Genomic DNA, 23,163 nt, shown 5'->3' with positions numbered 1-23,163 from the left:
TACGCGAGTGTCAGGCCACGCGGCTTCCCGTGGGCAGGCGCCTCGCCGGGGTATTCGTGCGGGTGTACGCCCAGAACAGCGCGCCGGCGCCGAGCAACAGGTGGATCGTCAGACCGACGAACCACGACGGGACGGCGTCGTTGTACATCTCCTCGGCCGTCTGGAAGTCGCCGGTGCTGCCGCCGTCGAAGCCCTGGGGTGAGCCGCCGTCAGCGCAGGCGTCGTAGACGGTGTGGAGCTCAGGGGCGTTCTGTGCCGAGCGCACGCCGGTGGCGATCCAGCCGAAGAGGTCGGTGGGATAGCCGGATTCGTCGAAACTGCCCGGCGCGGCATCCGCCACGACGACATAGGGGTTCGCGGCCAGCACGCCCCAGTAGTAGTCGAAGCGCGGCACCGTCGACTCGTAGACGACGGGATCGGTGCAGGTCCAGCGCCCGTTCGCCTCGTCAGCCGGTGGGTTGTCCCAGTCGAAGTCGCTCGAGGTCCTTGTCGTCGGCGACTGCGTCGCGAGGCCGGCCAGGCCGAAGACGATGAGCGTGCCGACGCTGAGCGCAGCGATCACCAGGTACGTCGTCACGATGGAGAACAGCGGTCGGGTCTGGATGCCGCTGAGCCCGACACCGATCGCTGCGATCACGCCGAGTTCCAGCCCGAGCACGAGCGTCGAGACAGCGACCGTCGCAAAGGAGACCTCGCCGAGCACCACCGCGAAGAGCAGGAACGGCAGCGCGGCCACGAGGAACGCGAGCGCCGTCAGCCAGGCGGCCACGAACTTGCCGAGCACGAGCTGCCAGGTGGTGATCAGCGTCACCTGGGTCGTGGCGAGCACGCCGGAGTCGCGGTCGCCGTTGATGGCGTTGCCACTGAGTGCGGGCGAGACGAGACTGCCGAGCAGCAGCACGAAGAAGATGATCGTGGAAAACATGCCGCCGCCGCCGGACTCCAGGGCGTTCGTGGCGAACCAGAGCAACACCGTGACGAGTCCGACGATCACGAAGAAGACGCCGAGCAGCACGTACCAGGCCACGCCGCGCACGCGCTGACGCAGCTCGAGGGTGACGATCAGCCAGAGGCCACCCCAGAACGGCTGGCGGGCGGATGTCGCAACCGTGGCGCTCATGCCCGGCCCTCCTGTCCGCTCGTGCCCGCCCTGTTCAGGTCGAGGAAGGTGTGCTCCATCTCGCCGACGGCCGGGCCGAAGTCACTGATCATCGCGCCTGCGGCGACCAGACGCCCGAGCACCTCGGCCGCTTCCGCCTCATCGGCGAAGGCGATCAGTGTGCCGACGTTGTCGACCGAGACGCGCTCGGCGCCGAGTCCGACCCTGGCGATGGCGTCGGCGAGCCGCGTCTGGTCGAGCGCACGCACCCGCCACTGCCGCAGGCTGTTCTGTGCCCGCGCGATCTGTTCGGCGCTCGCCGTGACCCCCGCGGCCAGGTAGACAGCTGAGTCCGCCATCTCGTCGAGCTCGGAGAGCACATGGCTCGACACGAGAATCGCCTTGCCCTCTCCGGCGAGTCGGCGCACGAGAACCCGGAGATCGGCCCGCGCCGCCGGATCCAGCCCGGATGCCGGCTCGTCCAGCAACAGCACATGGGGGTCGTGTACGAGAGCGCGGGCCAGTGACAGCTTCTGCTTCTGCCCGCGAGAGAGCACCCGCGTCGGCTGCTCGGCCAGGGGCGTGAGGCCGGTGACGGCGAGCAGCTCGACCGTGCGCAGAGCTGCCCGCTCGCGCGGCATCCGGTAGAGCCTGCCCGTGGTCTCGATGGCCTGTCGCACGCTGAGGGTCGACCAGGCGCCGAGGACATCCGGCATCCACCCCATGCGGGCGCGCACGGCGGCGGCATCGGCGATGGGGTCGTATCCGGCGATGCGGATGCTGCCGGCATCCGGCGCCAGTAGGGTGGCGAGCATCAGCAGCAGGGTGGTCTTCCCCGCGCCGTTCGGACCGATCAACCCGGTGACCGACCCTGGGCGAACCTCGAGAGACGCGTTTCGCACCGCGTGCACGGCGCCGAAACTCCGGCCCACCCCCACCACGCTGATTCCTGTCGGCTCGTCCACAGTGCCCCCACTCGCTTCCCGAAAGTGATCTCAGGCTAGCCTGTCCTCCCTAGCCAGCGGGCGCTTGCGGCGCTAGCGTCACAGTTATGAGCGAGAAGACCTTCAACGAACTCCTGACCATCCAGATCGGCAACGAGTTTGCCGCGTCGCAGCAGTACATCGCGATCGCGGTGTGGTTCGACGCCCACGACCTCCCGCAGCTCGCCGCGCACTTCTACCGGCAGTCGGTGGAGGAGCGCAATCACGCTATGATGCTCGTGCAGTACAGCCTCGACCGTGGCCTGCCGATCACGATCCCCGGGATCCCCGCGGTGCAGAACGACTTCGCGAACGTCGTCGAGCCCGTCGCGCTCGCACTCGGCCAGGAGAAGCAGGTGACGACCCAGATCGAGGAGCTGTTCAGGGCCGCTCGCCGTGACGGTGACGCCCTCGGCGAGCAGGCCATGCTCTGGTTCCTCAAGGAGCAGGTCGAGGAGGTGGCGTCGATGAGCACGCTGCTGACCATCGCTGAGCGCGCCAAGGACAACCTCTTCGACCTCGAGAACTTCGTCGCGCGCGAGACCATCGGCGACGGCGGTGTCGACTCCGACGCCCCCGAGGCCGCTGGCGGCGCGCTCTAAGCCGTAGCGAGCACCCGAGCGGTGCCTCCCCGATTCGGGGAGGCACCGCTTCGTCGTTCAGCCGCGCTCGTCGTGTGAGCGCTCATCGGGTGTGTGTTCGTCGGCCGGCGGGGCGCCGTGCTCGGTGATGCGCTGTTCGGCGACCACGAACGGCAGTGCGCCGACATTGGGGGCGATGATGACGCTCAGGGTCACGATCACGAGAATGGCCGCGGCAATCGGCAGCGCGACCGGCACGGCGGCCGCGATCGCGAGTGCAACGGCCAGTGCCGCTGCCGCGGCGTAACTCGCCCGGACGAGCAGCTCCTGCCGGAACCAGCGCTGCGCCGCCAGCGGTGAGAGCCGCTCCCACACGGCCTGACGCTCGGCGCGGCTGGCGTAGAGCGCGTTCAGCCAGATCAGCAGCGCTGCGGCCAGGACGACGCCGAGAATGGCTGGCCAGACGGTGAGACGCTCGCCGGCGTCATCCGTGATCGTCGCGACGTCGAGCCGCAGCTCGAGCTGCAACCACGCCAAGACCGCGTTGGCCACCGCCGCGGCCCATGTGAGCGCGGCGATCACGGCGCTCTGCACCCCGGGGATGAACGGCAGCATCGCGGCGATCACGACGGAACTGATGAGGTTCGCACCGCGGCTGCGCCGGATGAGTACGCTCTGCGCCACGCTCGTGCGGGCGATGGCCTCGTTCTGCACGGGCAGGCCGTCGCCGAGCAGGACCCGTGCCACCGGGTCGATCACCTGGGCCGTGTTGCCGGAGTAGCTCTGGTGGTCGGTCAACGGCATGCTCGTGTTGTGCACGGCGTGCTCGCTGGGCCCCGGCACCTCGTCGCCGGCCCCGAGCACGTAACTGCCCTTCCATCTGGCGGCCCGCGCCGCGGCCGCATCGCCGAGCGGTCCGGCGGCGAAGGGGTCCCAGATCGCCCAGTAGTTGTGCCAGCGCACGAAGCCGTCACCCGGCAGCGCGGAGTTCGCCAGCCACTCGCGCACCCAGTGGCCTTCGCGACTCGAGCCGAAGCCGCCGCTCGACGTGCCGAGCAGTGTGTTCGCGGCACCGACGGTGTGCAGCTGGGTCACGTTGAAGCGCAACGGCGCCATGTCGACGAAGAGCGTCTCCGCGCTGATCGCTGCCCCCTCTGAGTGAGCCAGCACGACGATCTCGCCGCCGGGGGCGAGCATCCCGTTGGCCTCGACGATGCGGTCCTGCACCGCCATCCGCATCGCGGCGGCGCGCAGCGGGCGCTCTCGCCACGTGCCGACATCCCCGACGAACGCCACCAGGGCGTCGACCGCGTTCTGAACGTGCTTTTTGACGAAGGGAATGAGCATGAGGGGACTGAGCAGGGGCAGGATCAGGGTGAGGAGCACGCCAAGCACGGTGAGCAGCACCGCGAGGCCGGCGGAGAGCAGCACGCCGAAGAGCATGAGCAGCCCGGAGAACAGGCGGCGGGGCAGGCCACGCGGCGGATCCACGTGCGCGGCGGGAGACTGCCGGGTCGGCGGCCGCGTCGCCGCGCTGGCCGCCCGCGTGCCGAAGGACGGCACGCGCACCAGCGTGCGGGCGAACTGGCGGAACATGCGCCACAGCACCCGCCAGAGGAACCGTGCACCCCAGCGGAACACCTCGCTGCGCGTCATCGGCACGAACGACTCAGACCAGCGCGCCTCGAGAATCGCGATGCGCCTGCGGCGCGATCTCGGGTGATCCTCGTCGTCGCTCGAATCGAGCCTCCACACCGCGTCGGCGACGACGTGCGGTGTGCCAAGCCCCGACATCACCGATCCGACTACCGTCACTCCGGGTGGCCATCCGTCGTCGACGAGCCGATCGTGCAGGCCGGGCTCGGCGACGGTGGCGTACTTCGCGATCCAGTCCGCACGCCCGAGCAGCGGTTCGGCCCACTCGAGCAGGGTGCTGCCCTGGGTCGCCTGGCCCATGCCGTGCACGACGACGAGTGCGATGTCGGCGTTCACGGCGCGGGGCCCCGCCGGGGTTGTGTCCGGCCCCTGCCGCTCGACCAGCACGCCGTGGTCCTGAGCCGGGGGAACAGGCGCCGGGGGAGCAGGCGCGGGGAGAGCAGGCGCCGGGGGAGCGGCCGGTGGAGCGGCCGGGAGGGCGGGCGCTGCCGGCTCTGTGCTGCGGCGGGAAATTCGCATGGCTGCTCCTGCACTGCTCGGTTCGGGCACTGCGCGGTTCGGGCGCTGCGCGGTTCGGGCGCTGCGCGACCGGTGCATGATGCGTGCACCGGGGGATCCGTGAACGAAAGATATACCCCCGCGGTTGCGTCGGCCAGCGGTCGGCGGTGCTCGGGGAATCGACGGTGCTGGAAGAATAGGGGGCATGGCCCAGACTGTGACCCCGCCGAGAGGCATGCGCGACTTCCTTCCCGCCGACAAAGCCCGCCGCGAGCACGCGCTGGGGATCATCAGGGCGAGCTACGCCGCCCATGGTTTCGACGAGATCGAGACGCCCGTCATGGAGGACTCCGCGCGGCTGCACTCCGGGCTCGGCGGCGACAACGAGAAGCTGGCCTTCGCCGTGATGAAGCGCGGACTCGGCCCCGACGACCTCGCGGCCGCTGCGGCATCCGGCGACACCCTCGCCCTGGCCGACCTCGGCCTGCGTTTTGACCTCACCGTTCCCCTCGCCCGCTTCTACGCCACCCACAGGGCGGCGCTGCCCGGCGTGTTCCGTTCCATCCAGATCGCACCCGTCTGGCGTGCAGAGCGCCCGCAGAAGGGTCGCTACCGCCAGTTCATGCAGTGCGACATCGACATCATCGGCGAGGCCGGCCAACTGGCCGAGATCGAGCTGATCGGCGCGACGGCCGGAACGCTGGATGCCCTCGGCCTGAGCGGCTGCAGCATCCGCATCAACGACCGCCGCATCCTGTCGGCGCTGCTCGCCCACTGGGGCGTCGCCGAGACGCTGTTCGAGCGGGCGCTCATCACCATCGACAAGCTCGACAAGATCGGCGCGGCTGGAGTGGCCACCGAGTTGGCCGGCCTCGGTATCGCCGCCGACGGGATCGCCGACACACTCGACGGCATCGCGAACGCGGGGTGGGAGCTGCTGCACGGCGTCACCCCGCCGCCGGCCTGGCTCGACCAGCAGGCATACGCCGAGCTGCTCGCGCTGCGCGCGGCGCTGCCAGATGTCGAGCTCGTCTTCGACCCGACACTCGTGCGCGGCATGGGCTACTACACCGGCACCATCTTCGAGATCGCCCACCCCGACCTGGGTTACTCGCTCGGCGGCGGCGGCCGCTATGACGGCATGATCGGTCGTTTCCTCGGCAACGACGTGCCAGCTTGCGGCTTCTCGATCGGCTTCGAGCGCATCGTCGACCTGCTGCCTGAGGACGCGGCCAGCACGGCGGACGCCGTGGTGATCGTGCACGAGAAGGATGCCGCGCCGACCGAGTTGATGGCGCTCAAGAGCCAGCTGGTTGCCTCGGGCACCCGGGTGCGGCTCGAGAAGCGCAGCAAGAACCTCAAGGCGCTGCTGGAGCGGGCAGAGGCCGACGGCTTCACGCGCTTCGCCCTGCTCGGGCAGGGCGTGACGGATGCCGGCGCGCTCGAGTTCAAGGCTCTCGGAGGCTGATCAGCGACCGCTGCCACTGCGTGAGTAGACTGGCAGCGGATCACGACGGTGTTTTCCGCATCCCCAAACCCCCCTTACTCAAGGAGATAGTTGTGGCTCTGATCGAGGCTGTTGGCGCTCGCGAAATTTTGGACTCCCGTGGAAACCCGACCATTGAGGTCGAGGTTCTGCTGGAGGATGGCACGGTTGCCCGTGCCGGTGTGCCCTCCGGTGCATCGACCGGTGCCTTCGAGGCATACGAGCTGCGCGATGGCGACCCCGCCCGCTACGGCGGAAAGGGCGTGCTCAAGGCCGTCGACGCCGTGCTCGACGAGATCGGCGACGAGATCGACGGCATCGAGTCCACCGAGCAGCGCGTGCTCGACGCCGCACTGATCGAGCTCGACGGCACCGACAACAAGAGCCGCCTCGGCGCCAACGCGATGCTCGGCGTCAGCCTGGCCGTCGCCAAGGCATCGGCCGACTCGCTCGACCTGCCGCTGTTCCGCTACCTCGGCGGCCCGAACGCGCACACCCTGCCCGTTCCGCTGCTCAACATCATCAACGGTGGTTCGCACGCCGACAACGACGTCGACATCCAGGAATTCATGATTGTGCCTTTGGGCGCCGAGACCTTCAGCGAGGCACTGCGCTGGGGCGTCGAGACCTACCACGCCCTCAAGGGCCTGCTGAAGTCGAAGGGCCTCGCAACCGGCCTCGGCGACGAGGGTGGCTTCGCCCCCAACCTGCCCAGCAACCGTGCGGCCCTCGACCTCATCGTCGAAGCCATCCAGATCGCCGGCTACGTGCCGGGCAAGGACATCGCGCTGGCGCTCGACGTCGCGGCGACCGAGTTCTTCAAGGACGGCAGCTACCACTTCGAGGGCAAGCAGCTCTCGGCCGAGGAGCTCGTCGCCTACTACGCCGAGCTCGTCGAGGCGTACCCGCTGGTCTCGATCGAGGACCCGCTGGAGGAAGAGGACTGGGACGGCTACGTCCACCTCACCGCCCAGCTCGGCGACAAGGTGCAGATCGTCGGTGACGACCTGTTCGTGACCAACCCGAAGCGCCTGGCCAAGGGCCTGCAGCTCCGTGCTGGCAACTCGATCCTGGTGAAGGTCAACCAGATCGGCACCCTGACCGAGACCCTGGATGCCGTTGCCCTCGCGCAGCGTGCCGGCTACACCGCGATCCTCTCGCACCGTTCGGGTGAGACCGAGGACACGACGATCGCCGACCTCGCCGTCGCAACCGACTGCGGCCAGATCAAGACCGGTGCGCCTGCCCGCAGCGAGCGCGTCGCTAAGTACAATCAGCTGTTGAGGATCGAAGAAGAGCTCGGTGAGGCCGCCGTGTACGCCGGCCGCAGCGCGTTCCCGCGCTTCACCGCGTAACTCACCTCACGCGGTTTCTGCCGCGCAGCAAGCACCCGGCCCACCTCGGTGGGCGCGTCTCGAACGGAGGACAAGGGCAATGCCTGACACCTCGACGAAGACGGCGTCTCGGAAGGTTCCGGTGGCCATGGCCACCGGAGACTCCCCGAGCGGGGGCTGGCTGCGCGGCATCCGTTTTTCCGGCTTCTCGCTAATCATGATGGTGATCCTGGTGCTCGGAGTCGTCATTCTGGCTCCGGGGCTGCGCGTGCTCGTTGAGCAGCGCCAGGAGATCGCCGCTCTGAGTGCGGCCGTCGACGCCCAGCAGGATCAGCTCGCCACGCTGCGCGCCGAGCGTGAGCGCTGGAATGACAAGACCTATGTGATCACGCAGGCCCGCGACCGGCTCTACTACGTGATGCCGGGCGAGGTCAGCTTCCTCGTGATCAATGACCTCGCCGCACCGCTCGAGGAGAACGAGCAGGCGCCGATCAGCACCGAAATCCAAAACACCCAGCTTGATTGGTTACAGTCGATGTTCGCCTCCGTGATGACGGCGGGCCTTGCAGAAAGCACAGCAACACCATGACGACACCGCCATTTGACCCGGCATCCGAGCGCGACATCGCCATCGTTTCGGCACAGCTCGGCCGCCCGGCCCGCAACGTGATCGGCATCGCCGCGCGGTGCGTGTGCGGCGCTCCGACCGTGGTCTCCACCGCGCCGCGACTGGCCGACGGGACCCCGTTTCCCACGCTCTACTACCTGAGCCACCCGGCTGCGACGGCCGCGATGTCGTTCCTCGAGGCGACGCAGGTGATGAACGAGTTCACCGAGCTCCTCGCCGCCGATGAGGAGCTGCGCGCAGCGTACGGCCGCGCACACGAGGCGTACCTGGCTGACCGCGCCAGCATCCTCGTCGTGCCGGAGATCGAGAATTTCTCCGCCGGAGGCATGCCGGTGCGTGTGAAGTGCCTGCACGCCCTGGCCGGCCATGCGCTCGCAGCCGGCCCCGGCGTGAACCCCATTGGCGACCTCGCGCTCGAGCGCTCCACCTGGTCGCCGACCGTGTGCGAGTGCATCGCATACGAGGGCATCGACGCCGCAGAGCCCGGCACTGACGCGTGATGGCCTGGGTCTGATGCGGGCGTGGGGGCGCTGGGGCGGAGTGGTCGCCACGGCGGTGATTGTGGGAGTGACGCTCGGCTCGACCGTGCTCGACGCGCCACCGGCGCACGCCGACCAGATCCGCGACATGGAGTACTGGCTCACCGACTACGGATTCGATGAGGCCTGGCTGACGACCAAGGGTGCCGGCGTGACCGTCGCCGTCATCGATACCGGGGTTGACGGCAGCGTCGCCGAGCTGAAGGGCGCGATCGTCGGAGGCATGGACGCGTCCGGGATCGGTTCACCGAACGGGCAGACCCCCGTCGGCGACAACGAGCAGCACGGCACCATGGTGGCCTCGCTGCTGGCCGGACGCGGGCGCGGCCCTGTGCCGGACAGCGGCGTGATCGGCGTCGCCCCCGAGGCGGAGCTGCTCGCGGCATCCGTCGCCTTCGGCACCGACACCGGCTCGACCGTCAGCAACGACGACCAGATCGCGGCCGCGGTGCGCTGGGCAGTCGACAACGGGGCCGATGTCATCAACATGTCGCTGACACGAAACACCCTGGACTGGCCGCAGAGCTGGGATGACGCCTTCCTCTACGCCTTCGAGAACGACGTCGTCGTCGTCGCGGCCGCAGGCAACCGTGGCGCGGGAACGACCTCCGTCGGCGCCCCGGCGACGATTCCGGGCGTGATCACCGTCGCCGGTGTCGACCGCAACGGCGAGGCGAGTTTCGATGCCTCATCGCAGGGCATCACGATCTCCGTCGCTGCACCGAGCGAGGACCTCGTCGGCGTCGTGCCGGGTGGCGGTTACGCGAAGTGGGACGGCACGAGCGGCGCCGCACCGATCGTCTCTGGCCTTGTCGCGCTCGTCCGCTCGGCCTACCCGGAGCTCGATGCCGCCGGTGCGATCAATCGGGTGCTCTCGACGGCCGAGCCGCGTGGACCGGCGCAGATCTACGGAAACGGGCTGATCGACGCGGCCGCCGCGATCAACGATGAGGTGCCGGCCGCAACCACCGATCCGGCCACCCTCCTCAAAGACTGGATCCACCTGCACCGGCGCGCTGCCGTCGCTCCAAGCGAGGAGGAACCCGCGCCGCAGGAGCCGATCACCGTCAAGGCCGACCCGGTGCCGCCGGAGCAGGACAGCTTCGCTGCGCTGATCCCGAACAGCTTCACGATGGCCACCGTTACGGTGCCGCTGCTTGTGCTCGGCGGATTTGTTATCCTTATGGTGCTGATGGGCATAGGGGCCACACGGCATTTCAGGCGAATACTGCGCAGGTAGTAGATTGTTCGCACATCTGTGATCATGTAGGAGACCTTTAACTGTGCCCAAAATTCTCATTGTCGGTGGCGGCTACGCCGGTTTTTACACCGCCTGGAAGCTGGAAAAGTGGCTGCGCAAGGGCGAGGCTGACGTAACCGTCGTCGACCCGCTGCCATACATGACCTACCAGCCCTTCCTTCCGGAGGTGGCCGCCGGCTCCATCGAGCCGCGCCACTCCGTTGTGGCTCTGCGTCGTCACCTCAAGAAGACCACCGTCGTGACCGCCAAGGTCACCGGCATCAACCACGCGGCCAAGCAGGCCACGATCACCCCGCCGGTCGGAGATCCCTACACCTTCGACTACGACGTGATCGTCGTCACGGCCGGTGCCGTCTCGCGCACCTTCCCGATCCCGGGCGTCGCCGATGAGGCCATCGGCCTCAAGACGATCGAAGAGGCGATCGCCATCCGCGACCGCGTGCTGACGAACTTCGACAAGGCCTCCGCCATGCCGGCCGGCCCAGAGCGTGACCGCCTGCTCACCTTCACCGTTGTCGGTGGCGGCTTCGCCGGCATCGAGGTCTTCGCCGAGCTGCGTTCCTTCGCGAGCTCGCTGCTGAGCTCGTACCCGCAGCTCACCTTCGACGACACGCACTTCCACCTCATCGAGGCCATGGGGCGCATCATGCCAGAGGTCTCGCTCGAGACCAGCCACTGGGTGCTCAAGAACCTCGCGCAGCGCGGCGCAGAGGTGCACCTCGACACGCAGCTCAAGTCCGCCGTCGGCGGCGTCGTCGAACTCTCCACCGGTGAGAGCTTCGAGAGTGACCTGATCGTCTGGACCGCCGGCGTGATGGCGAACCCCGCCGTCGTGCGTGGCTCCGACTTCCCCGTCGAAGAGCGTGGCCGCCTGCAGGTGCGCGCCGATCTCCGCATCGGTACCGAAGACGACATCGTCGAGGGTGCATGGGCCGCCGGTGACATCACCGCGGTTCCCGACCTCTCCGGCGGTGGTGTCGGTGGATACTGCGTTCCGAACGCCCAGCACGCCGTTCGCCAGGGCAAGCTGCTCGCGAAGAACATCGTCGCCGTGCTGCGTGGCGAGGGCCCAACGGAGTACCTGCACAAGAACATGGGAGCTGTTGCCGGCCTCGGCATCGGCTACGGCGTGTTCCAGTCCGGCAAGATCGCGATCAAGGGCCTCCCGGCATGGTTCGCGCACCGCGGCTACCATGGCCTGGCCATGCCCAGCTGGGAACGCAAGTTCCGCGTGATCTGGGGCTGGGTGAACAACTTCTTCCTCGGCCGCGACATCGTCTCGCTCGCAGCTGTCGCGACCCCGCGTGCCGCATTCGAGGAGTTCGCGTCGCGCCCGAAGCCGCAGGTCGAGGCCGCACCCGCTGCTGCCGCTCCGAAGGCCGCCGCCCCGAAGGCCAAGACGGCGGCCGCCAAGGTCGCCGCGCCGAAGGCTGCCGCGACGGATGTCGCCCCGAAGGCCGCCAAGGCCCCGGTCAAGCGTGCGCCCAAGAAGGTTGCCGCCGAGACCGTCGAGGTCGCAGAGGCCGTCGCAGCCAAGTAACCCGCGCATCGCGTGACAACAGCCCCGAGGCCTCGCCTCGGGGCTGTTTTGCGATCCCGATAGACTCGGCACCGTTGTAATCAATGCCCCCATAGCCCAATCGGCAGAGGCAGGCGACTTAAAATCGTCGCAGTCTGGGTTCGAGTCCCAGTGGGGGCACCACAGTGTGTTTGGCCGGCTTGGCCAGTTCGGCCAGTTCGGCCAGTTTGGCCCGTTTGCCCGTCCCGGTTCTCCGGTTGAGCGTTGTGTGGCACGCGCATCGGCCGCGTGGGACACGCACGCGGTGCTCGCTGACACGGAGATTTCGTTGCACGCACACGGAGTTCGTTCTCTTCCCGCTCATTCCATCGATGAGTACGCCGATTCTTGGTGAGTACGTCGCGCACCTGGCGACGCCTCTGCCGCTTGCGGCCACACGACTTGAAAGGCACTACATCAGATGAAGAGATCCAATCGGGTGATCACCAGCGCCCTCGCGGCCGGAGCGATAGCGTTCGCCGGGCTCCTCGCCGCGCCGGCCGCACATGCGACGCCGAACCCTTCGCCCACGACTTCGGTGAGCGCCGCGGTGCGCGCTGCCGCGCTGACGTTGCCCACGGCAACCGGGTCCGCTGCCCCCGGTATGGTCGCAGGCTGGATCAACATCTATGACCCCACGCCCGCCAACCAGGTCAGGGGGTACCTCACAGTCACAGCACCCCCCGGAACGACGTTTGATCGAGTTTCAGTCAATATGTCCAGCATCACCATTGATTACAGTGATGACAGGCGCACCGCGACGGTCTCCATCTCGTCTTACGGGGGAGGCGCAGGCACGATTCAAATCAAGCTCCTGATTCCGGGGTCCGCGAAACCGTTGGACGAGTTTCCCGGGGGAACGGTTTCGATCACCTCGGAAGCCGCCGGAGGCAGCCTGCTCGCCTCTGGGGCATTCAGTGCAACGGCATCGTGGCCCCGTGCGTTCAGTACCCCTGAGAACTCAGAACTGAATCAGAGTTCAGCGTTCACCGGTGTCGGCAAACCCGGCGCTGCGGTGCTCATCAAGAACGAGCACGGTGACGTGATTGCCACAACCACCGTGCAAGCTGACGGGACGTGGAGCGCGTCGTTGGCGCACCCCTTCCCCGACGGCACCTTCACCGCCACCGCGGTCGTTGAGAATGTGACCCTCCCAGCAAAACACTTCACCATGAAGAACACCTTCCAGATCCTGACGCCCGTCGCCGGTTCGGTTCTCGAGCCGAACCAGGTCTTCACCGGAGTGGGTGAGCCCGGCTCGACCGTCGCAATCACCGACGGCAAGGGCAACGTCGTCGCAGAGGCCACTGTGTCCCCAGACGGCACCTGGTCGGCGACGCAGACCGGAACGCTGCCGTCCGGCCCGAGCGAGCTCTTCCTCACCTCCACATCCGTCGGCGGTGTGAGCGAGACCACTCCGCAGGGCACCTTCGTGACGACGGACGAGACCCCGGTTGACACCCCGGTGCTCGACACGACCATTGCCGGCGGAATCGCCATGGCGGCGCTGGCCGCTGCTGGCACACTGCTCCTGAGCCGCCGCCGCTCCGCCGCGCTGCGCGGCTAGTCGAGCCGGCTGCACGCGTGGGCCTTGTCTGAGCTGCGAGGCGCCACAGGGCGACGCACACCAACCCCTCGAGTGTGCGTCGCCCACCTTCGAATCCCACTCGGCACCACCTGTCCGGAAAGGACACCATGTACAACGCTGGAGCCCCCCTCGGTGGGGGCGTCATTGGAGTTGGCGTGCTTGCATCCACTGGATTCAACGGCCTCGCGATCACGATGCTCGCGGTGATGTTCCTGCTTGGTGGATTCGTGCTGCTGCGGTGGGCGAAGCTCCGCCACGCCCAGCCCGTTGGCGCGATCGCCGCGGAAGGGCGCAAGCGAGCACGACACGGAGGCACACGGCGCAGACACTGAGATTCGCTCTCCACACACCTACGTTTCAGATGCACGACACTGGCGTTTCTTCGCCGCGCCCAGAATCGGAGCACTGCACAACAGACTGGTTACGCAGCTCAAACGATCAGCGGTCGAACAACCGCACGGGCGCCTCTCTCGGCGTTCAGGTCCGTTTCCGGGGCTGCTGACGCTCTCCCAGTCGGTCGGGGATGAAGAAGAGAAACCGTTCGGCCGACTGTGAGCCTCTGAAGGAGAGTTCGTTGAGCACCTCAGCAGTAACCATCGATTCCGTCTCGGCCGCAGTGCCGCGCCGCAGTGCCGGCCAGCTAGCCGCACGCGTCGCACGAGGCGCGCTGAGTCTTTCGCTCCTCGCGATTGGCGTTTTCATCGTCGTCAACGAGGGGCAGGTCCGCGTTGCGGAGTCCCACCTGCTCGCATTCCTGATGAACCGTGGCATCGCCGATTCCGCCGTCGAGGCATCCAGCGCGGGCAACCCCGCCGTGGCCTTCGAGCTGGGCGGCCAGTGGTTGGCATTGCGCATCACCATCCAATGCGCCATCGCGCTCTATCTCGGCCCTGTTCTGCTTGTTGCGGCTCTGCTCGTGCTGAGCCCCCGTGTCAGCAGCGCGCGAGTGCTCCTCTCCACAGGAATCGGGCTTGCCGCGCTGACCCTCCTCAATCAGCTGCGCCTGTTGCTGATCGCTTTCGGCTATGGCACGTGGGGAACCGAGGCTTTCCACTGGATGCACGGCCCCGTGGGGACTGGCCTGATGCTCGTGGGAATCGCCGCGGTGCTGTTCCTGTTCGTCATCCTCTGCATTCGCAGGGCCCCTCGTTCGAAAGGGCGCCGGGCACAGGAGAGTCAGCGATGATCGGCGTATTCGCCACCGCGGCGACCGTCGTCATCTGTATTTCTTTCGCCTACCTCTGGGTGCTGTACTTTGCGGGCATCCGCACAATCAAACAGAGCGGGGCCACCCTCAGCACGCTCAGCACAATCGGTTACGAGAATCCTTTTCTGGATGAACCAGGGACGTTCCACACCTACTTTCTCGTTCCCTGTCTCAATGAGGAACGCGTCATCGGGGCGACGAGCCGAGCATTGGCCGGATCGCCGCACTCGACCACGATCGTGATCGATGATGCCTCCGACGACGCGACGGAGGCGGTCGCCTACGCACACGGCGGTGACAACGTCATTGTGCTCAAGCGGGTTCTTCCCAATGCCCGAATCGGCAAGGGCGAGGCGCTCAACGATGCCGTGCGGTTGGTCCGTGAACTCGTTGCCGAGCGAGGTCAAGACGTCGACAAGGTTCTCGTCACCGTCATGGATGCCGATGGACGGCTCTCTGACGGCGCGATGGCAGCCGTCCTGCCGCTGTTCGATGATCCGAAGGTCGGCGGGATCCAGCTCGCTGTCCGCATCCGCAACCGTGACCGCTTTCTCACCCGTTTCCAGGACTTTCACTTCTGGTCGATGACGGCGGTCACCCAGCTTGGCCGCAAACAGTCTGGAACGGTGTCGCTCGGGGGTAACGGCCAGTTCAGCCGGCTCGCCGCGTTGAACGATGCCGGAGAGAAACCGTGGAGCGAATCGCTCACGGAGGACCTCGATCTGGCCGTGACCCTCGCGGTAGAAGGCTGGCTGCTGACCACGACCCCGCATGCGGCGGTAGAACAGCAGGGCGTTGACACCATCGCGACGCTGTTCAAGCAGCGGCGGCGTTGGTTTCAGGGGCACATGGTGATGGCCAAGCGCGTTCCAGAGATCTGGCGGGAACCTCGCCTCACGCAGTTGCGTGCACTCGAGCTCACCGCATACATCCTCACCCCGTGGGTGACGATTCTCCCGTGGTCGATTCTGTTCCACTGGGGCCTGATCGGGATGGTCGTCGATGGGGGCGCATTCTTCGCTTTCGTCACCAACTCAGCCACCCTGCTCCTCGGCGCTGCCGTCTGGTACCTGCTCACGCTGGGGCCGGTCTTCCTCAGCGCCTGGGTGTACTACCGGCGCGATGAGCGCAAGGAATTCTGGCAGGCGCTGCTGCACGCGCACTGCTTTCCCATCATGAACTACCTGGCGTTCGCCGCCGTGTGGAGCGCCCTCGCGCGCATCCTCAAGGGCGACAACAGCTGGGAGAAGACACAACGAGTAGAGGAGGTGCTCACATGAACCCAACACGACGAACCGCACGGCAGATCACACTGCCTGGCTCGCACTTTGCCGCCGTCGACGGCCTTCGTGCTGTCGCCATCCTGAGCGTTCTCGTCTTTCACACGGGGCTCTACTCCAACGGCCTCTTCGGCGTTGACATCTTCTTCGTGCTGTCCGGCTTTCTGATCACTCTCACGCTGCTGCGCGAGCACCACCGCGACGGCACCGTGCGTCTCGGTCGGTTCTACCTGCGCCGAGTCAAGCGACTGCTCCCGATGTTGATCGTCGTGCTCGGCCTCACCCTCTGGGCGGTCTCAGCCTTCGGAAGCCCTGCGCAGATCGGCCGCTTCTCCGAGCAGGCCATCGCCTCGCTTGTGTACGTGACCAACTGGGAGCAGATTCTCGCCGGCCAGAGCTACTGGGACGGATTCGGACAGATCAACCCGCTCGGTCACATGTGGTCTCTCGCCATCACCGAACAGTTCTACCTCGTCTGGCCCATCGTGATCGTGCTCATCCTCGTTGCTGGGCGTCGCCGCACGACGGAGCGCGCATTCGCCTGGCAGCGGTCGCTGGGCCGGCCGGTCGCCGTTCTCGTAATTGGGCTGGCTGCGCTCGCACTGGCCGCTGCGCAGCCCATGCTTCGCTTCGATGGGTCGAACAGCGACCGGATGTACCTCGGCACCGACACACACGTTGCCGGTCTCATCGCGGGGTCGGTTGCCGCGTCTGTCGTCTATCTCTGGCTGCGCAGGTCTGCGGTTCGCGCTCAGCGCGGGAAGACATCGAGTCTTTCGCCTGTGACCCTGCGGGTGAAGAACCTGGTGCTCACCGTCACGACCTCTGCTCTCTCGGCTGGTGTCGCGTCAACAATTGTGCTGCTCTCGCTCATGGCACACGACTACAGCCAGGAATGGCTCTACCGCTGGGGCTTTGCTGCGGTCGCCGTGCTTGGCGCAGTGCTTGTCGTGACGCTCACGTCGAAGCACAACGTTGTGGTGCGGGTACTGGCGTTCAAGCCACTCGTGGAGATCGGGAAGGTTTCGTACACGCTGTTTCTGGTGCACTTGCCGATCTACTGGCTGATCCTTGCTGTGCAGCCGTACAGCACTCCTGTCGATCTGCTGATCATCGGCCTTCCTGCATCGCTCCTTCTCGCAAGCGCCCTCCACCACCTGGTGGCCGAACCAATTCGCATGCGGCGCTGGAAGTTCAAGGGCACGACGGCGTTCGTCTCCGCCGTGGCGGCGACGGCGGCCGGGGTACTCCTCGTGCCAAGCCTCGCGGTTGCGAAGCCAATGGGCACCGGCGACACGACGGTGCTGACGCTCGGCGACTCGCTGGCCAATGACTTCGCCGCAGCGCTCGCGCTCGATGAGTCGGCGCGCTTCACTGTGGTCGACGGCGGTCTGCCCGGGTGCGGGATCTCTGGCGGCATCGCTCAGCGCACTGCCGGGGGAGTCACTCAGAAGGCGCCGGCTACCTGCAATCCGTGGGAAGAACGCTGGAAGAAACAGATCGCCGAGACCCGACCCGATGTGATCGTCGTCAACCTGGCGTGGGACGCCGTGACACAGAACATCAACGGGCGGTGGTCTGATCTGCGCGACCCCGAGTTCGCCCAGAACTTCCGCAACCAGCTCGGGCAGCTCGCCTCCATCACCGAGCCGCTCGGCATTCCCGTGCTGATCGCCGACTCCCGGTTGTACAGCGGGGTCATTGAGCCGGAACAGGCGCACGCCTTCAACACCTTGCTCGCGGAGTTCGTTGCCACGCGTTCCACGATTCACGCGCTCAACTTGCAGGAGCAGGTGTGCGGCCCGGACGAGTGCTCCACCGTGTTGCCAGACGGCTCAGCTCGATACATCGACGACCGCGTGCACTTCAGCGCAGCGGGCAAAGCCGCGCTCGCGCCGTGGCTTGCCGAAGCTGCTCTCAGCGTGCGCGCCTGAGAACCCTCCCCAATATCGCTGCCGTCGTGCATGTTGCACCCGCAGCCTCTCTCGCTTCTCTCACCTCGAACGGAATCACCATGCACTTTTCACCCTCGCCAACGTCACCTCATGCAACGTCTACCCCGGTAGCGACTCGACTCGGAGGAGGAACCGCAGGCACGGTAGCCGCGCCGAGCGCAGACGTCGCCGTGATCGTCGGAACCCGCCCCGAGATCATCAAACTCGCCCCGGTGATCGCAGCGCTGGGCAACCGGGCCAGGGTGATCCACACCGGCCAGCACTATGACCGGAATCTCGCCGGCGCGTTCTTCGAGGAGCTGGGTATCGGCGAACCCGATGTAGTGCTCGGCGCGGGGGCGCGTGTCGGTCGAAGCGCGCAGATCGGCATCATGATGATGGAACTCGCTACAGAATTCGAGCGGCGGCGCCCGGCCGCGGTGATTGTCCAGGGAGATACGAACACCGTGTCCGCTGGGGCGCAGGCCGCCAACTACGCAGGAATTCCCGTGATCCACGTTGAGGCCGGGCTCCGCTCGTTCGACCGCGGGATGCCCGAAGAGATCAACAGGCTCGTCGTCGCCGCACTCGCCGACGTGCACTGCGCTGCCACCGAAGACAATGCCGATGCGCTGCGAGCTGAGGGGGTTCGCCCCGCTGCGGTGATCGTCACGGGAAACACGATCGTCGAGGGCACGCAGGCAGCGCTGGAGCGCGCGACGGCCATCGACATTCCCGCCGGAGCATTTGCCTTGGCGACGATCCACAGGCCGGAGAACACAGACTCCGAGCGGGCCCTCCGCCGGGTGCTCAGCGACCTCGGCGCGGTGTCGATTCCCGTTGTTCTCGTGCTCCACCCGCGGACCAGGGCGGCGGTGGTGCGCCACGGTCTCGAATCGCTGCTCGCGCCACTCACCGTGCTTGAGCCCGTTGGCCATCCCGAGATCCTTGCCTTGGCGTCGAGCGCCGAGCTCCTCATTTCAGACTCAGGCGGGTTCCAAGAGGAGTGCACCGTGCTCAAGAAGCCGCTTCTCGTTGTCAGACGAAGCACCGAGCGCCCGGAGTCGATTGCTGCCGGGTTCGCTTCGCTCATCACGCCGGCGATGAATCTCGCTGCCGCAGTGAATGACGCGCTCGACGGGCGGAGGCGACGACATCTGGAGTCCACGGCGTCTCCGTACGGAGACGGCTTGGCCAGTGCGCGTATCGCGCAGATCGCCATCTCCATCGCCGACGGCGTCAGCGTCACCGACGCGATCTCCGGCGCAGCAAGGATCAGCTGAGGTGGTCGAGGTAGCGCAGCAGCACGCCCTCACGCAGCGCCCACGGTGAGACCTCAAGCTCCTTGACCTTGAACGCCGCCATCGCCTCCGAGAGCACGATGCCCCCTGCGACGATCTGGAAGGTGCGGTCGGCGGTGATACCGGGCAGAGCCGGGCGGGCGTCGGCCGGGATCCGGGCCAGGCGCGGAATCCAGTCGTCCAGCTGCGAGCGGCGCAGCAGGGAACGGTCGAGAGTGCCGACCCCGTCGACGACCGATCCGGCCAGGCGCGCCAGCGAACGGATCGTCTTGGACGAGCCCACCACATGGGCGGGGTCCGGCAGGTCGGCGAAGGCCGGCAGCGCCTCCTCAAGCACGGCGCGGGCGTGCTCGCGCAGCGCATTCATCTGGGCGGATGTCGGCGGGTCATCGTGCAGGAAGCCGATCGTGCTGCGGCCGGCGCCGAGCGGCAGCGACAGCGAGACTGCCGGATACTCGTCGGCTCCGGCCGCGATCTCGAGCGAACCGCCCCCGATGTCGAAGAGCAGTGTGTCTGCCGCCGACCAGCCGTACCAGCGGCGCACGGCGAAGAAGGTCAGCCTGGCCTCGTCCTCGCCGGAGAGCACCTGCAGCTCGATCCCGGTCTCGGCCGCGATCAGATCCAGCACCTCCTGGCCGTTGCGGGCCTCCCGGAGAGCCGAGGTCGCCATCGGCAGCAGCTCGTCGATGTTGTTCTGACGGGCGACGACGCTGGCGGAGCGCACCGATTCCACGATGGCGCTCACACCCTCCTCGCTGATCGAGCCGTCGGCCTCGAGATAGCGCATGAGGCGCAGCACCGACTTGTGCGAGGCCATCGGAACGGGTGCGGCGCCCACGTGGGCATCGACGATCAACAGGTGGACGGTGTTCGAACCGACATCGAGAACTCCAAGACGCATGCTGGAACGATAGCGCCTCGACCGCGGGGCAGATACGCGCATAGCGCGAATTGCCCCGACATGGTGCATACTGTTTCACACTCGGTAAGTGGGTCATTCGACCCACTTCGGAGGACGCCGCCGAGAGTGCGGCGGAAGTGGACTTGCTCAGCGTTGTGTAAGGAGGCCGTCATGCCACGCATCCCCGCGGCAGAACGTCGCACCGCCCTCGTCGAGGCCGCACTGCGCGTCGTCGCGACCCAGGGCGTCGGCGCCGCAACGACCAGGGCCATCGTCGCGGAGGCCGGCATGTCGCTGGCCAGCTTCCACTACGCCTTCGCGTCCCGCGATGAGTTGATGCACGAGCTCATCGCCTTCGTCGTCGCCCACGAACAGGCCGCCGTGCTGCCCGCCCCGGACGGCGACGCCTCGCTGCGGGACATCATCCGGGCCGGACTGCAGCGCTACGCTGACCTGCTGCGCGCCGACCCGCTGCGCGAGCAGGCGATGCTCGAACTCACCCAACAGGCGCTGCGCTCGAGCGGGCTGGCGCACCTGGCCAAGCTGCAGTACGACAACTACTTCGCGCTCGCGGCGGCTGCGCTCGCCACGGCGGCGGAACAGACGGGGTCCACCTGGACGCGCCCCGTCGACGAGGTCGCACGACTGCTCGTCGTGCTGACCGACGGTCTCACCATCACGTGGCTCGTCGAACGCGACGATGCCGCTGCGGCATCCATCATGGACTTTGCGGCGGACGCGCTCGCAGGATTGGGCAGGCAATTGTGAGCGGCACAACCACGACCTCGGACACGAGCGGGGCCGAGCTGCCCGCGGTCTTCGCCGAACCGACGCGCCGCGTCTCCGGAGGCTGGATCGCCGCATTCGGCAGCGCCTGGCTCGGAATCTGGATGGCGCAGCTCACGCCGGTGCAGATGCTGTTGCCCCTGCAGATCGATGCGCAGCTCAAACCGGAACACTGGGTCGACAGCGTCGTCGCCTTCGGCGTGATCTCCGGCATCGCCGGGCTGATCGCGATGCTCGCCTTCCCGCTGACCGGGGCCCTGAGCGACCGCACCACGTCGCGCTTCGGGCGGCGGCGCCCGTGGATCGCCACGGGCACGCTGCTCTTCGCCGCGTCGCTCGTCGCGCTCGGCTTCCAGACCGAGCTGTTCGGCATCGCCCTCTGCTGGATCATCGCGAGCACCGGCTTCTGCGTGCTCACCGCCGCGCTCACCGCGACGATCTCCGACCAGGTGCCCGTCGGCCAGCGTGGCTATGTCTCCGGCTGGATGTCGGCGCCGCAAGCCGTCGGCACCATCCTCGGACTCGTGCTGGTGCTCACCGTCTTCACCGGCCAGCTGCTCGGCTACGTGTCGATGGCGGCGCTGCTCGTGCTGCTGATGATCCCCTTCCTGCTCCGCCCCGACGCCGTGCTGTTGCCGGAACAGCGCGAGCCACTCAGCACCCGTGGGATCCTCGCGAGTCTCTGGATCAGCCCACGCCGCTACCCCGACTTCGGCTGGACCCTGCTCAGCCGGATTCTCGTGAACTTCGGCAACGCCTTCGGAACGAGCCTGCTGCTCTACTTCCTGATGTTCCAGCTGAATGACAAGAACGCCGAAGAGAACCTGATCCTGTTGACGCTGATCTACATGGTCTTCGTCGTGCTCTCCTCGCTGATCCTCGGCCGCCTCTCCGACCGTCTGGGGCGGCGCAAGGCGTTCGTCTTCATGTCATCGAGCGCCCAGGCCTTCGCCGCCCTGCTGCTCGCCTTCTTCCCCAGCCTGCCGATGGCGATGGTCGCCGCTGGGCTGCTCGGTCTCGGCTACGGCTGCTTCCTCTCGGTCGACCAGGCGCTCGCCACCCAGGTGCTCCCCGACCCAGCCACCCGTGGCAAGGACCTCGGCATCATGAACATCGCCACGACGGTGCCGCAGGCGGTCGCCCCGATGCTCGGCGCGGCGACGGTCGCGCTGCTCGGCGGCTTCCAGGGCCTGTTCCTGATGTCGGCGGTCTTCGCCTTCGCCGGCGCGCTCGCCGTCGCCCGCGTGAAGTCGGTGCGCTGATGGGCGCGCCACTGGGCCTCCGCTCCGGCTTCGAGCTCACGGACACCGGCGTCTCGGCGTCCGCCCTGCCCGCGCGCTTCCGCGGCGCGGAGTACTGGTGTGCGCTCGACGCGGCCTGCAGCGAGCTCGACCCGCCCTTCGCCGTGCTGCAGCTGGATGCCCTGCGGCACAACGCCAGCGACATGCTGCGGCGTGCAGGCGGCATGCCGATCCGGGTGGCGAGCAAGTCGCTGCGCGTGCGCGGCGTGATCGAGGCGCTGCTCGAGCTGCCCGGCTACCACGGTGTGCTCGCCTACACGCTGGCCGAGGCGCTCTGGCTGGCCGAGACGGTCGACGACGTCGTCGTCGGCTACCCGAGCGTCGACCGTGCCGCCATCCGCCGTCTGGCGACCGATCCCGTGCTCGCCTCGCGCGTGACGCTGATGGTGGATTCGCCCGAGCAGCTCGATGCCGTCGACGCTGTACTGCGGCCGGGGGAGCGGGAGACCATTCGCGTCTGCCTCGAACTCGATGCCTCCTGGAACGCTCCCGTGCTCGGCCACCTGGGGGTCTGGCGCTCGCCCGTGCACAGCGCGGCGGATGCCGGGGCGCTCGCCGCCTACATCGCATCGCGCCCCGGCTTCACCCTGGTCGGCATGATGGCCTATGAGGCGCAGATCGCCGGCGTCGGCAACCAGCCCATCGGCAAGCCGGTGGATGGGGCGATCAACCGCTGGATGCAGCGGCAGTCCGTCGCCGAGCTGCACGAGCGGCGTGGGGCTGCGGTGGCCGCCGTGCGCGCCGTCGCACCGCTCGAGTTCGTCAACGGCGGCGGAACGGGCTCGCTGGAGAGCACGGCGAGCGACGCCTCTGTCACCGAGATCGCGGCGGGCAGCGGGGTGTTCGGCGGGCACCTCTTCGACAACTACGGGCACTTCACCCCGGCCCCGGCCGCCGCCTTCGCCCTGCCGATCGTGCGCAAGGCGACGGAGGACACGGCGACGATGCTCGGCGGCGGTTGGGTCGCCTCGGGGCCGCCCGCGGCCGATCGGCTGCCCCAGCTGGCCTGGCCGGAGGGTCTCTCCTTCGTTGCGCGGGAGATGGCCGGCGAGGTGCAGAGTCCGCTCACGGGCGCGGCAGCAGCGCGTCTGCGACCGGGGGACCGGGTCTGGCTCCGGCACACGAAGTCCGGCGAACTCAGCGAACACGTCAACGAGTTCGCCCTGATTGATGACAACGCGGTCGTCGGCATGCTGCCGAGCTACCGCGGCGAGGGAAAGGCATTCTTGTGAGCGGCGCATC

General features: G+C 67.5%; 20 protein-coding genes and 1 tRNA gene. 17 read left to right on the top strand and 4 right to left on the bottom strand.

From position 1 onward, the window contains the following. Positions 1 to 10 precede the first annotated feature (10 nt). Together EV379_RS11165 and EV379_RS11160 are read right to left on the bottom strand one after the other, a co-directional pair. Positions 11 to 1,120, bottom strand: a complete 1,110-nt coding sequence (locus EV379_RS11165) for an ABC transporter permease (RefSeq protein WP_130506195.1) — start codon at positions 1,118 to 1,120, stop codon at positions 11 to 13. Further along, positions 1,117 to 2,010, bottom strand: coding sequence for an ABC transporter ATP-binding protein (locus EV379_RS11160; RefSeq protein WP_242616341.1), 894 nt, complete (start codon positions 2,008 to 2,010; stop codon positions 1,117 to 1,119). The genes EV379_RS11165 and EV379_RS11160 overlap by 4 nt, the downstream gene beginning before the upstream one ends. A gap of 140 nt (positions 2,011 to 2,150) precedes the next feature. On the opposite strand from EV379_RS11160, the gene EV379_RS11155 reads away from it, so the two are divergent. Then, complete coding sequence (locus EV379_RS11155) at positions 2,151 to 2,684, top strand: ferritin (protein ID WP_130506193.1); 534 nt, start codon at positions 2,151 to 2,153, stop codon at positions 2,682 to 2,684. Between the two features lie 57 nt (positions 2,685 to 2,741). On the opposite strand, the gene EV379_RS17305 is transcribed toward EV379_RS11155, so the two are convergent. Then, entirely contained in the window at positions 2,742 to 4,838 is a 2,097-nt protein-coding gene (locus EV379_RS17305; RefSeq protein WP_207226243.1) for a hypothetical protein, read from the bottom strand. Between the two features lie 184 nt (positions 4,839 to 5,022). Between EV379_RS17305 and hisS the strand changes: the two genes are divergently transcribed. From hisS to wecB, 13 genes are all read left to right on the top strand, one after another. After that, the gene (gene hisS / locus EV379_RS11145; protein WP_130506192.1) at positions 5,023 to 6,285 is read left to right on the top strand and encodes a histidine--tRNA ligase; all 1,263 of its coding nucleotides are present in this window, start codon (positions 5,023 to 5,025) and stop codon (positions 6,283 to 6,285) included. Between the two features lie 92 nt (positions 6,286 to 6,377). Then, positions 6,378 to 7,658 (top strand): phosphopyruvate hydratase, encoded by a 1,281-nt coding sequence (gene eno, locus EV379_RS11140; RefSeq protein WP_130506191.1) that lies wholly within the window; start codon positions 6,378 to 6,380, stop codon positions 7,656 to 7,658. 127 nt (positions 7,659 to 7,785) lie between these two features. Next, entirely contained in the window at positions 7,786 to 8,226 is a 441-nt protein-coding gene (locus tag EV379_RS11135) for an FtsB family cell division protein (RefSeq protein ID WP_130507434.1), read from the top strand. Further along, a complete protein-coding gene (locus tag EV379_RS11130) occupies positions 8,223 to 8,765 on the top strand; it encodes a DUF501 domain-containing protein (RefSeq protein WP_130506190.1) in 543 nt (180 codons plus the stop codon). Before EV379_RS11135 ends, EV379_RS11130 begins: the two co-directional genes overlap by 4 nt. Positions 8,766 to 8,826: 61 nt before the next feature. Next, positions 8,827 to 10,044, top strand: coding sequence for a S8 family peptidase (locus EV379_RS11125; protein ID WP_242616340.1), 1,218 nt, complete (start codon positions 8,827 to 8,829; stop codon positions 10,042 to 10,044). A gap of 43 nt (positions 10,045 to 10,087) precedes the next feature. Beyond that, positions 10,088 to 11,605, top strand: a complete 1,518-nt coding sequence (locus tag EV379_RS11120) for an NAD(P)/FAD-dependent oxidoreductase (RefSeq protein ID WP_130506188.1) — start codon at positions 10,088 to 10,090, stop codon at positions 11,603 to 11,605. Between the two features lie 85 nt (positions 11,606 to 11,690). Beyond that, positions 11,691 to 11,767, top strand: a tRNA-Leu gene (locus tag EV379_RS11115). A 277-nt stretch (positions 11,768 to 12,044) separates the two neighbouring features. Then, a complete protein-coding gene (locus tag EV379_RS17235; RefSeq protein WP_341273534.1) occupies positions 12,045 to 13,190 on the top strand; it encodes an Ig-like domain-containing protein in 1,146 nt (381 codons plus the stop codon). A 176-nt stretch (positions 13,191 to 13,366) separates the two neighbouring features. Beyond that, the gene (locus EV379_RS17230; RefSeq protein WP_165397350.1) at positions 13,367 to 13,543 is read left to right on the top strand and encodes a hypothetical protein; all 177 of its coding nucleotides are present in this window, start codon (positions 13,367 to 13,369) and stop codon (positions 13,541 to 13,543) included. A gap of 242 nt (positions 13,544 to 13,785) precedes the next feature. Continuing rightward, on the top strand, positions 13,786 to 14,397 hold the full coding sequence (xrtR, locus tag EV379_RS11105; RefSeq protein ID WP_207226241.1) for an exosortase R: 612 nt from the start codon (positions 13,786 to 13,788) through the stop codon (positions 14,395 to 14,397). Continuing rightward, positions 14,394 to 15,698, top strand: coding sequence for a glycosyltransferase (locus tag EV379_RS11100; protein WP_130506185.1), 1,305 nt, complete (start codon positions 14,394 to 14,396; stop codon positions 15,696 to 15,698). Before xrtR ends, EV379_RS11100 begins: the two co-directional genes overlap by 4 nt. Then, complete coding sequence (locus EV379_RS11095; protein WP_130506184.1) at positions 15,695 to 17,632, top strand: acyltransferase family protein; 1,938 nt, start codon at positions 15,695 to 15,697, stop codon at positions 17,630 to 17,632. The genes EV379_RS11100 and EV379_RS11095 overlap by 4 nt, the downstream gene beginning before the upstream one ends. Before the next feature lie 191 nt (positions 17,633 to 17,823). Further along, positions 17,824 to 18,915 carry a non-hydrolyzing UDP-N-acetylglucosamine 2-epimerase gene (gene wecB, locus EV379_RS11090; RefSeq protein ID WP_242616339.1) on the top strand — a complete coding sequence of 364 codons (1,092 nt, stop codon included), beginning with the start codon at positions 17,824 to 17,826 and terminating at the stop codon, positions 18,913 to 18,915. Here the strand turns inward: wecB and EV379_RS11085 are convergent. Beyond that, on the bottom strand, positions 18,908 to 19,834 hold the full coding sequence (locus EV379_RS11085; protein WP_130506182.1) for a Ppx/GppA phosphatase family protein: 927 nt from the start codon (positions 19,832 to 19,834) through the stop codon (positions 18,908 to 18,910). The genes wecB and EV379_RS11085 overlap by 8 nt on opposite strands. Before the next feature lie 171 nt (positions 19,835 to 20,005). Here EV379_RS11085 and EV379_RS11080 point away from each other — a divergent pair, with 171 nt between their 5' ends. Genes EV379_RS11080 through EV379_RS11070 form a run of 3 tightly spaced genes read left to right on the top strand, consistent with a single transcriptional unit; the run spans position 20,006 to position 23,153 of the window. After that, the gene (locus EV379_RS11080; RefSeq protein WP_130506181.1) at positions 20,006 to 20,602 is read left to right on the top strand and encodes a TetR/AcrR family transcriptional regulator; all 597 of its coding nucleotides are present in this window, start codon (positions 20,006 to 20,008) and stop codon (positions 20,600 to 20,602) included. Next, positions 20,599 to 21,882: an MFS transporter gene (locus EV379_RS11075; RefSeq protein ID WP_242616338.1), complete on the top strand. Its 1,284-nt coding sequence runs from the start codon at positions 20,599 to 20,601 to the stop codon at positions 21,880 to 21,882. Before EV379_RS11080 ends, EV379_RS11075 begins: the two co-directional genes overlap by 4 nt. Continuing rightward, on the top strand, positions 21,882 to 23,153 hold the full coding sequence (locus EV379_RS11070; protein WP_130506180.1) for an alanine racemase: 1,272 nt from the start codon (positions 21,882 to 21,884) through the stop codon (positions 23,151 to 23,153). The genes EV379_RS11075 and EV379_RS11070 overlap by 1 nt, the downstream gene beginning before the upstream one ends. Positions 23,154 to 23,163: the final 10 nt, after the last annotated feature.

Source organism: Microterricola gilva (assembly GCF_004217495.1).
GTDB lineage: Bacteria > Actinomycetota > Actinomycetes > Actinomycetales > Microbacteriaceae > Microterricola > Microterricola gilva.
Note: the sequence above shows the minus strand (reverse complement) of the source record. Positions and strands in the feature narration are given on the sequence as shown.

Coding starts and splice junctions, on each gene's coding strand:
- EV379_RS11165 (WP_130506195.1), bottom strand. CDS start 1,120: ATGAGCGCCACGGTTGCGACATCCGCCCGCCAGCCGTTCTGGGGTGGC.
- EV379_RS11155 (WP_130506193.1), top strand. CDS start 2,151: ATGAGCGAGAAGACCTTCAACGAACTCCTGACCATCCAGATCGGCAAC.
- EV379_RS17305 (WP_207226243.1), bottom strand. CDS start 4,838: ATGCGAATTTCCCGCCGCAGCACAGAGCCGGCAGCGCCCGCCCTCCCG.
- hisS (WP_130506192.1), top strand. CDS start 5,023: ATGGCCCAGACTGTGACCCCGCCGAGAGGCATGCGCGACTTCCTTCCC.
- EV379_RS11135 (WP_130507434.1), top strand. CDS start 7,786: ATGGCCACCGGAGACTCCCCGAGCGGGGGCTGGCTGCGCGGCATCCGT.
- EV379_RS11130 (WP_130506190.1), top strand. CDS start 8,223: ATGACGACACCGCCATTTGACCCGGCATCCGAGCGCGACATCGCCATC.
- EV379_RS17235 (WP_341273534.1), top strand. CDS start 12,045: ATGAAGAGATCCAATCGGGTGATCACCAGCGCCCTCGCGGCCGGAGCG.
- EV379_RS11100 (WP_130506185.1), top strand. CDS start 14,394: ATGATCGGCGTATTCGCCACCGCGGCGACCGTCGTCATCTGTATTTCT.
- EV379_RS11095 (WP_130506184.1), top strand. CDS start 15,695: ATGAACCCAACACGACGAACCGCACGGCAGATCACACTGCCTGGCTCG.
- EV379_RS11085 (WP_130506182.1), bottom strand. CDS start 19,834: ATGCGTCTTGGAGTTCTCGATGTCGGTTCGAACACCGTCCACCTGTTG.
- EV379_RS11080 (WP_130506181.1), top strand. CDS start 20,006: ATGCCACGCATCCCCGCGGCAGAACGTCGCACCGCCCTCGTCGAGGCC.
- EV379_RS11070 (WP_130506180.1), top strand. CDS start 21,882: ATGGGCGCGCCACTGGGCCTCCGCTCCGGCTTCGAGCTCACGGACACC.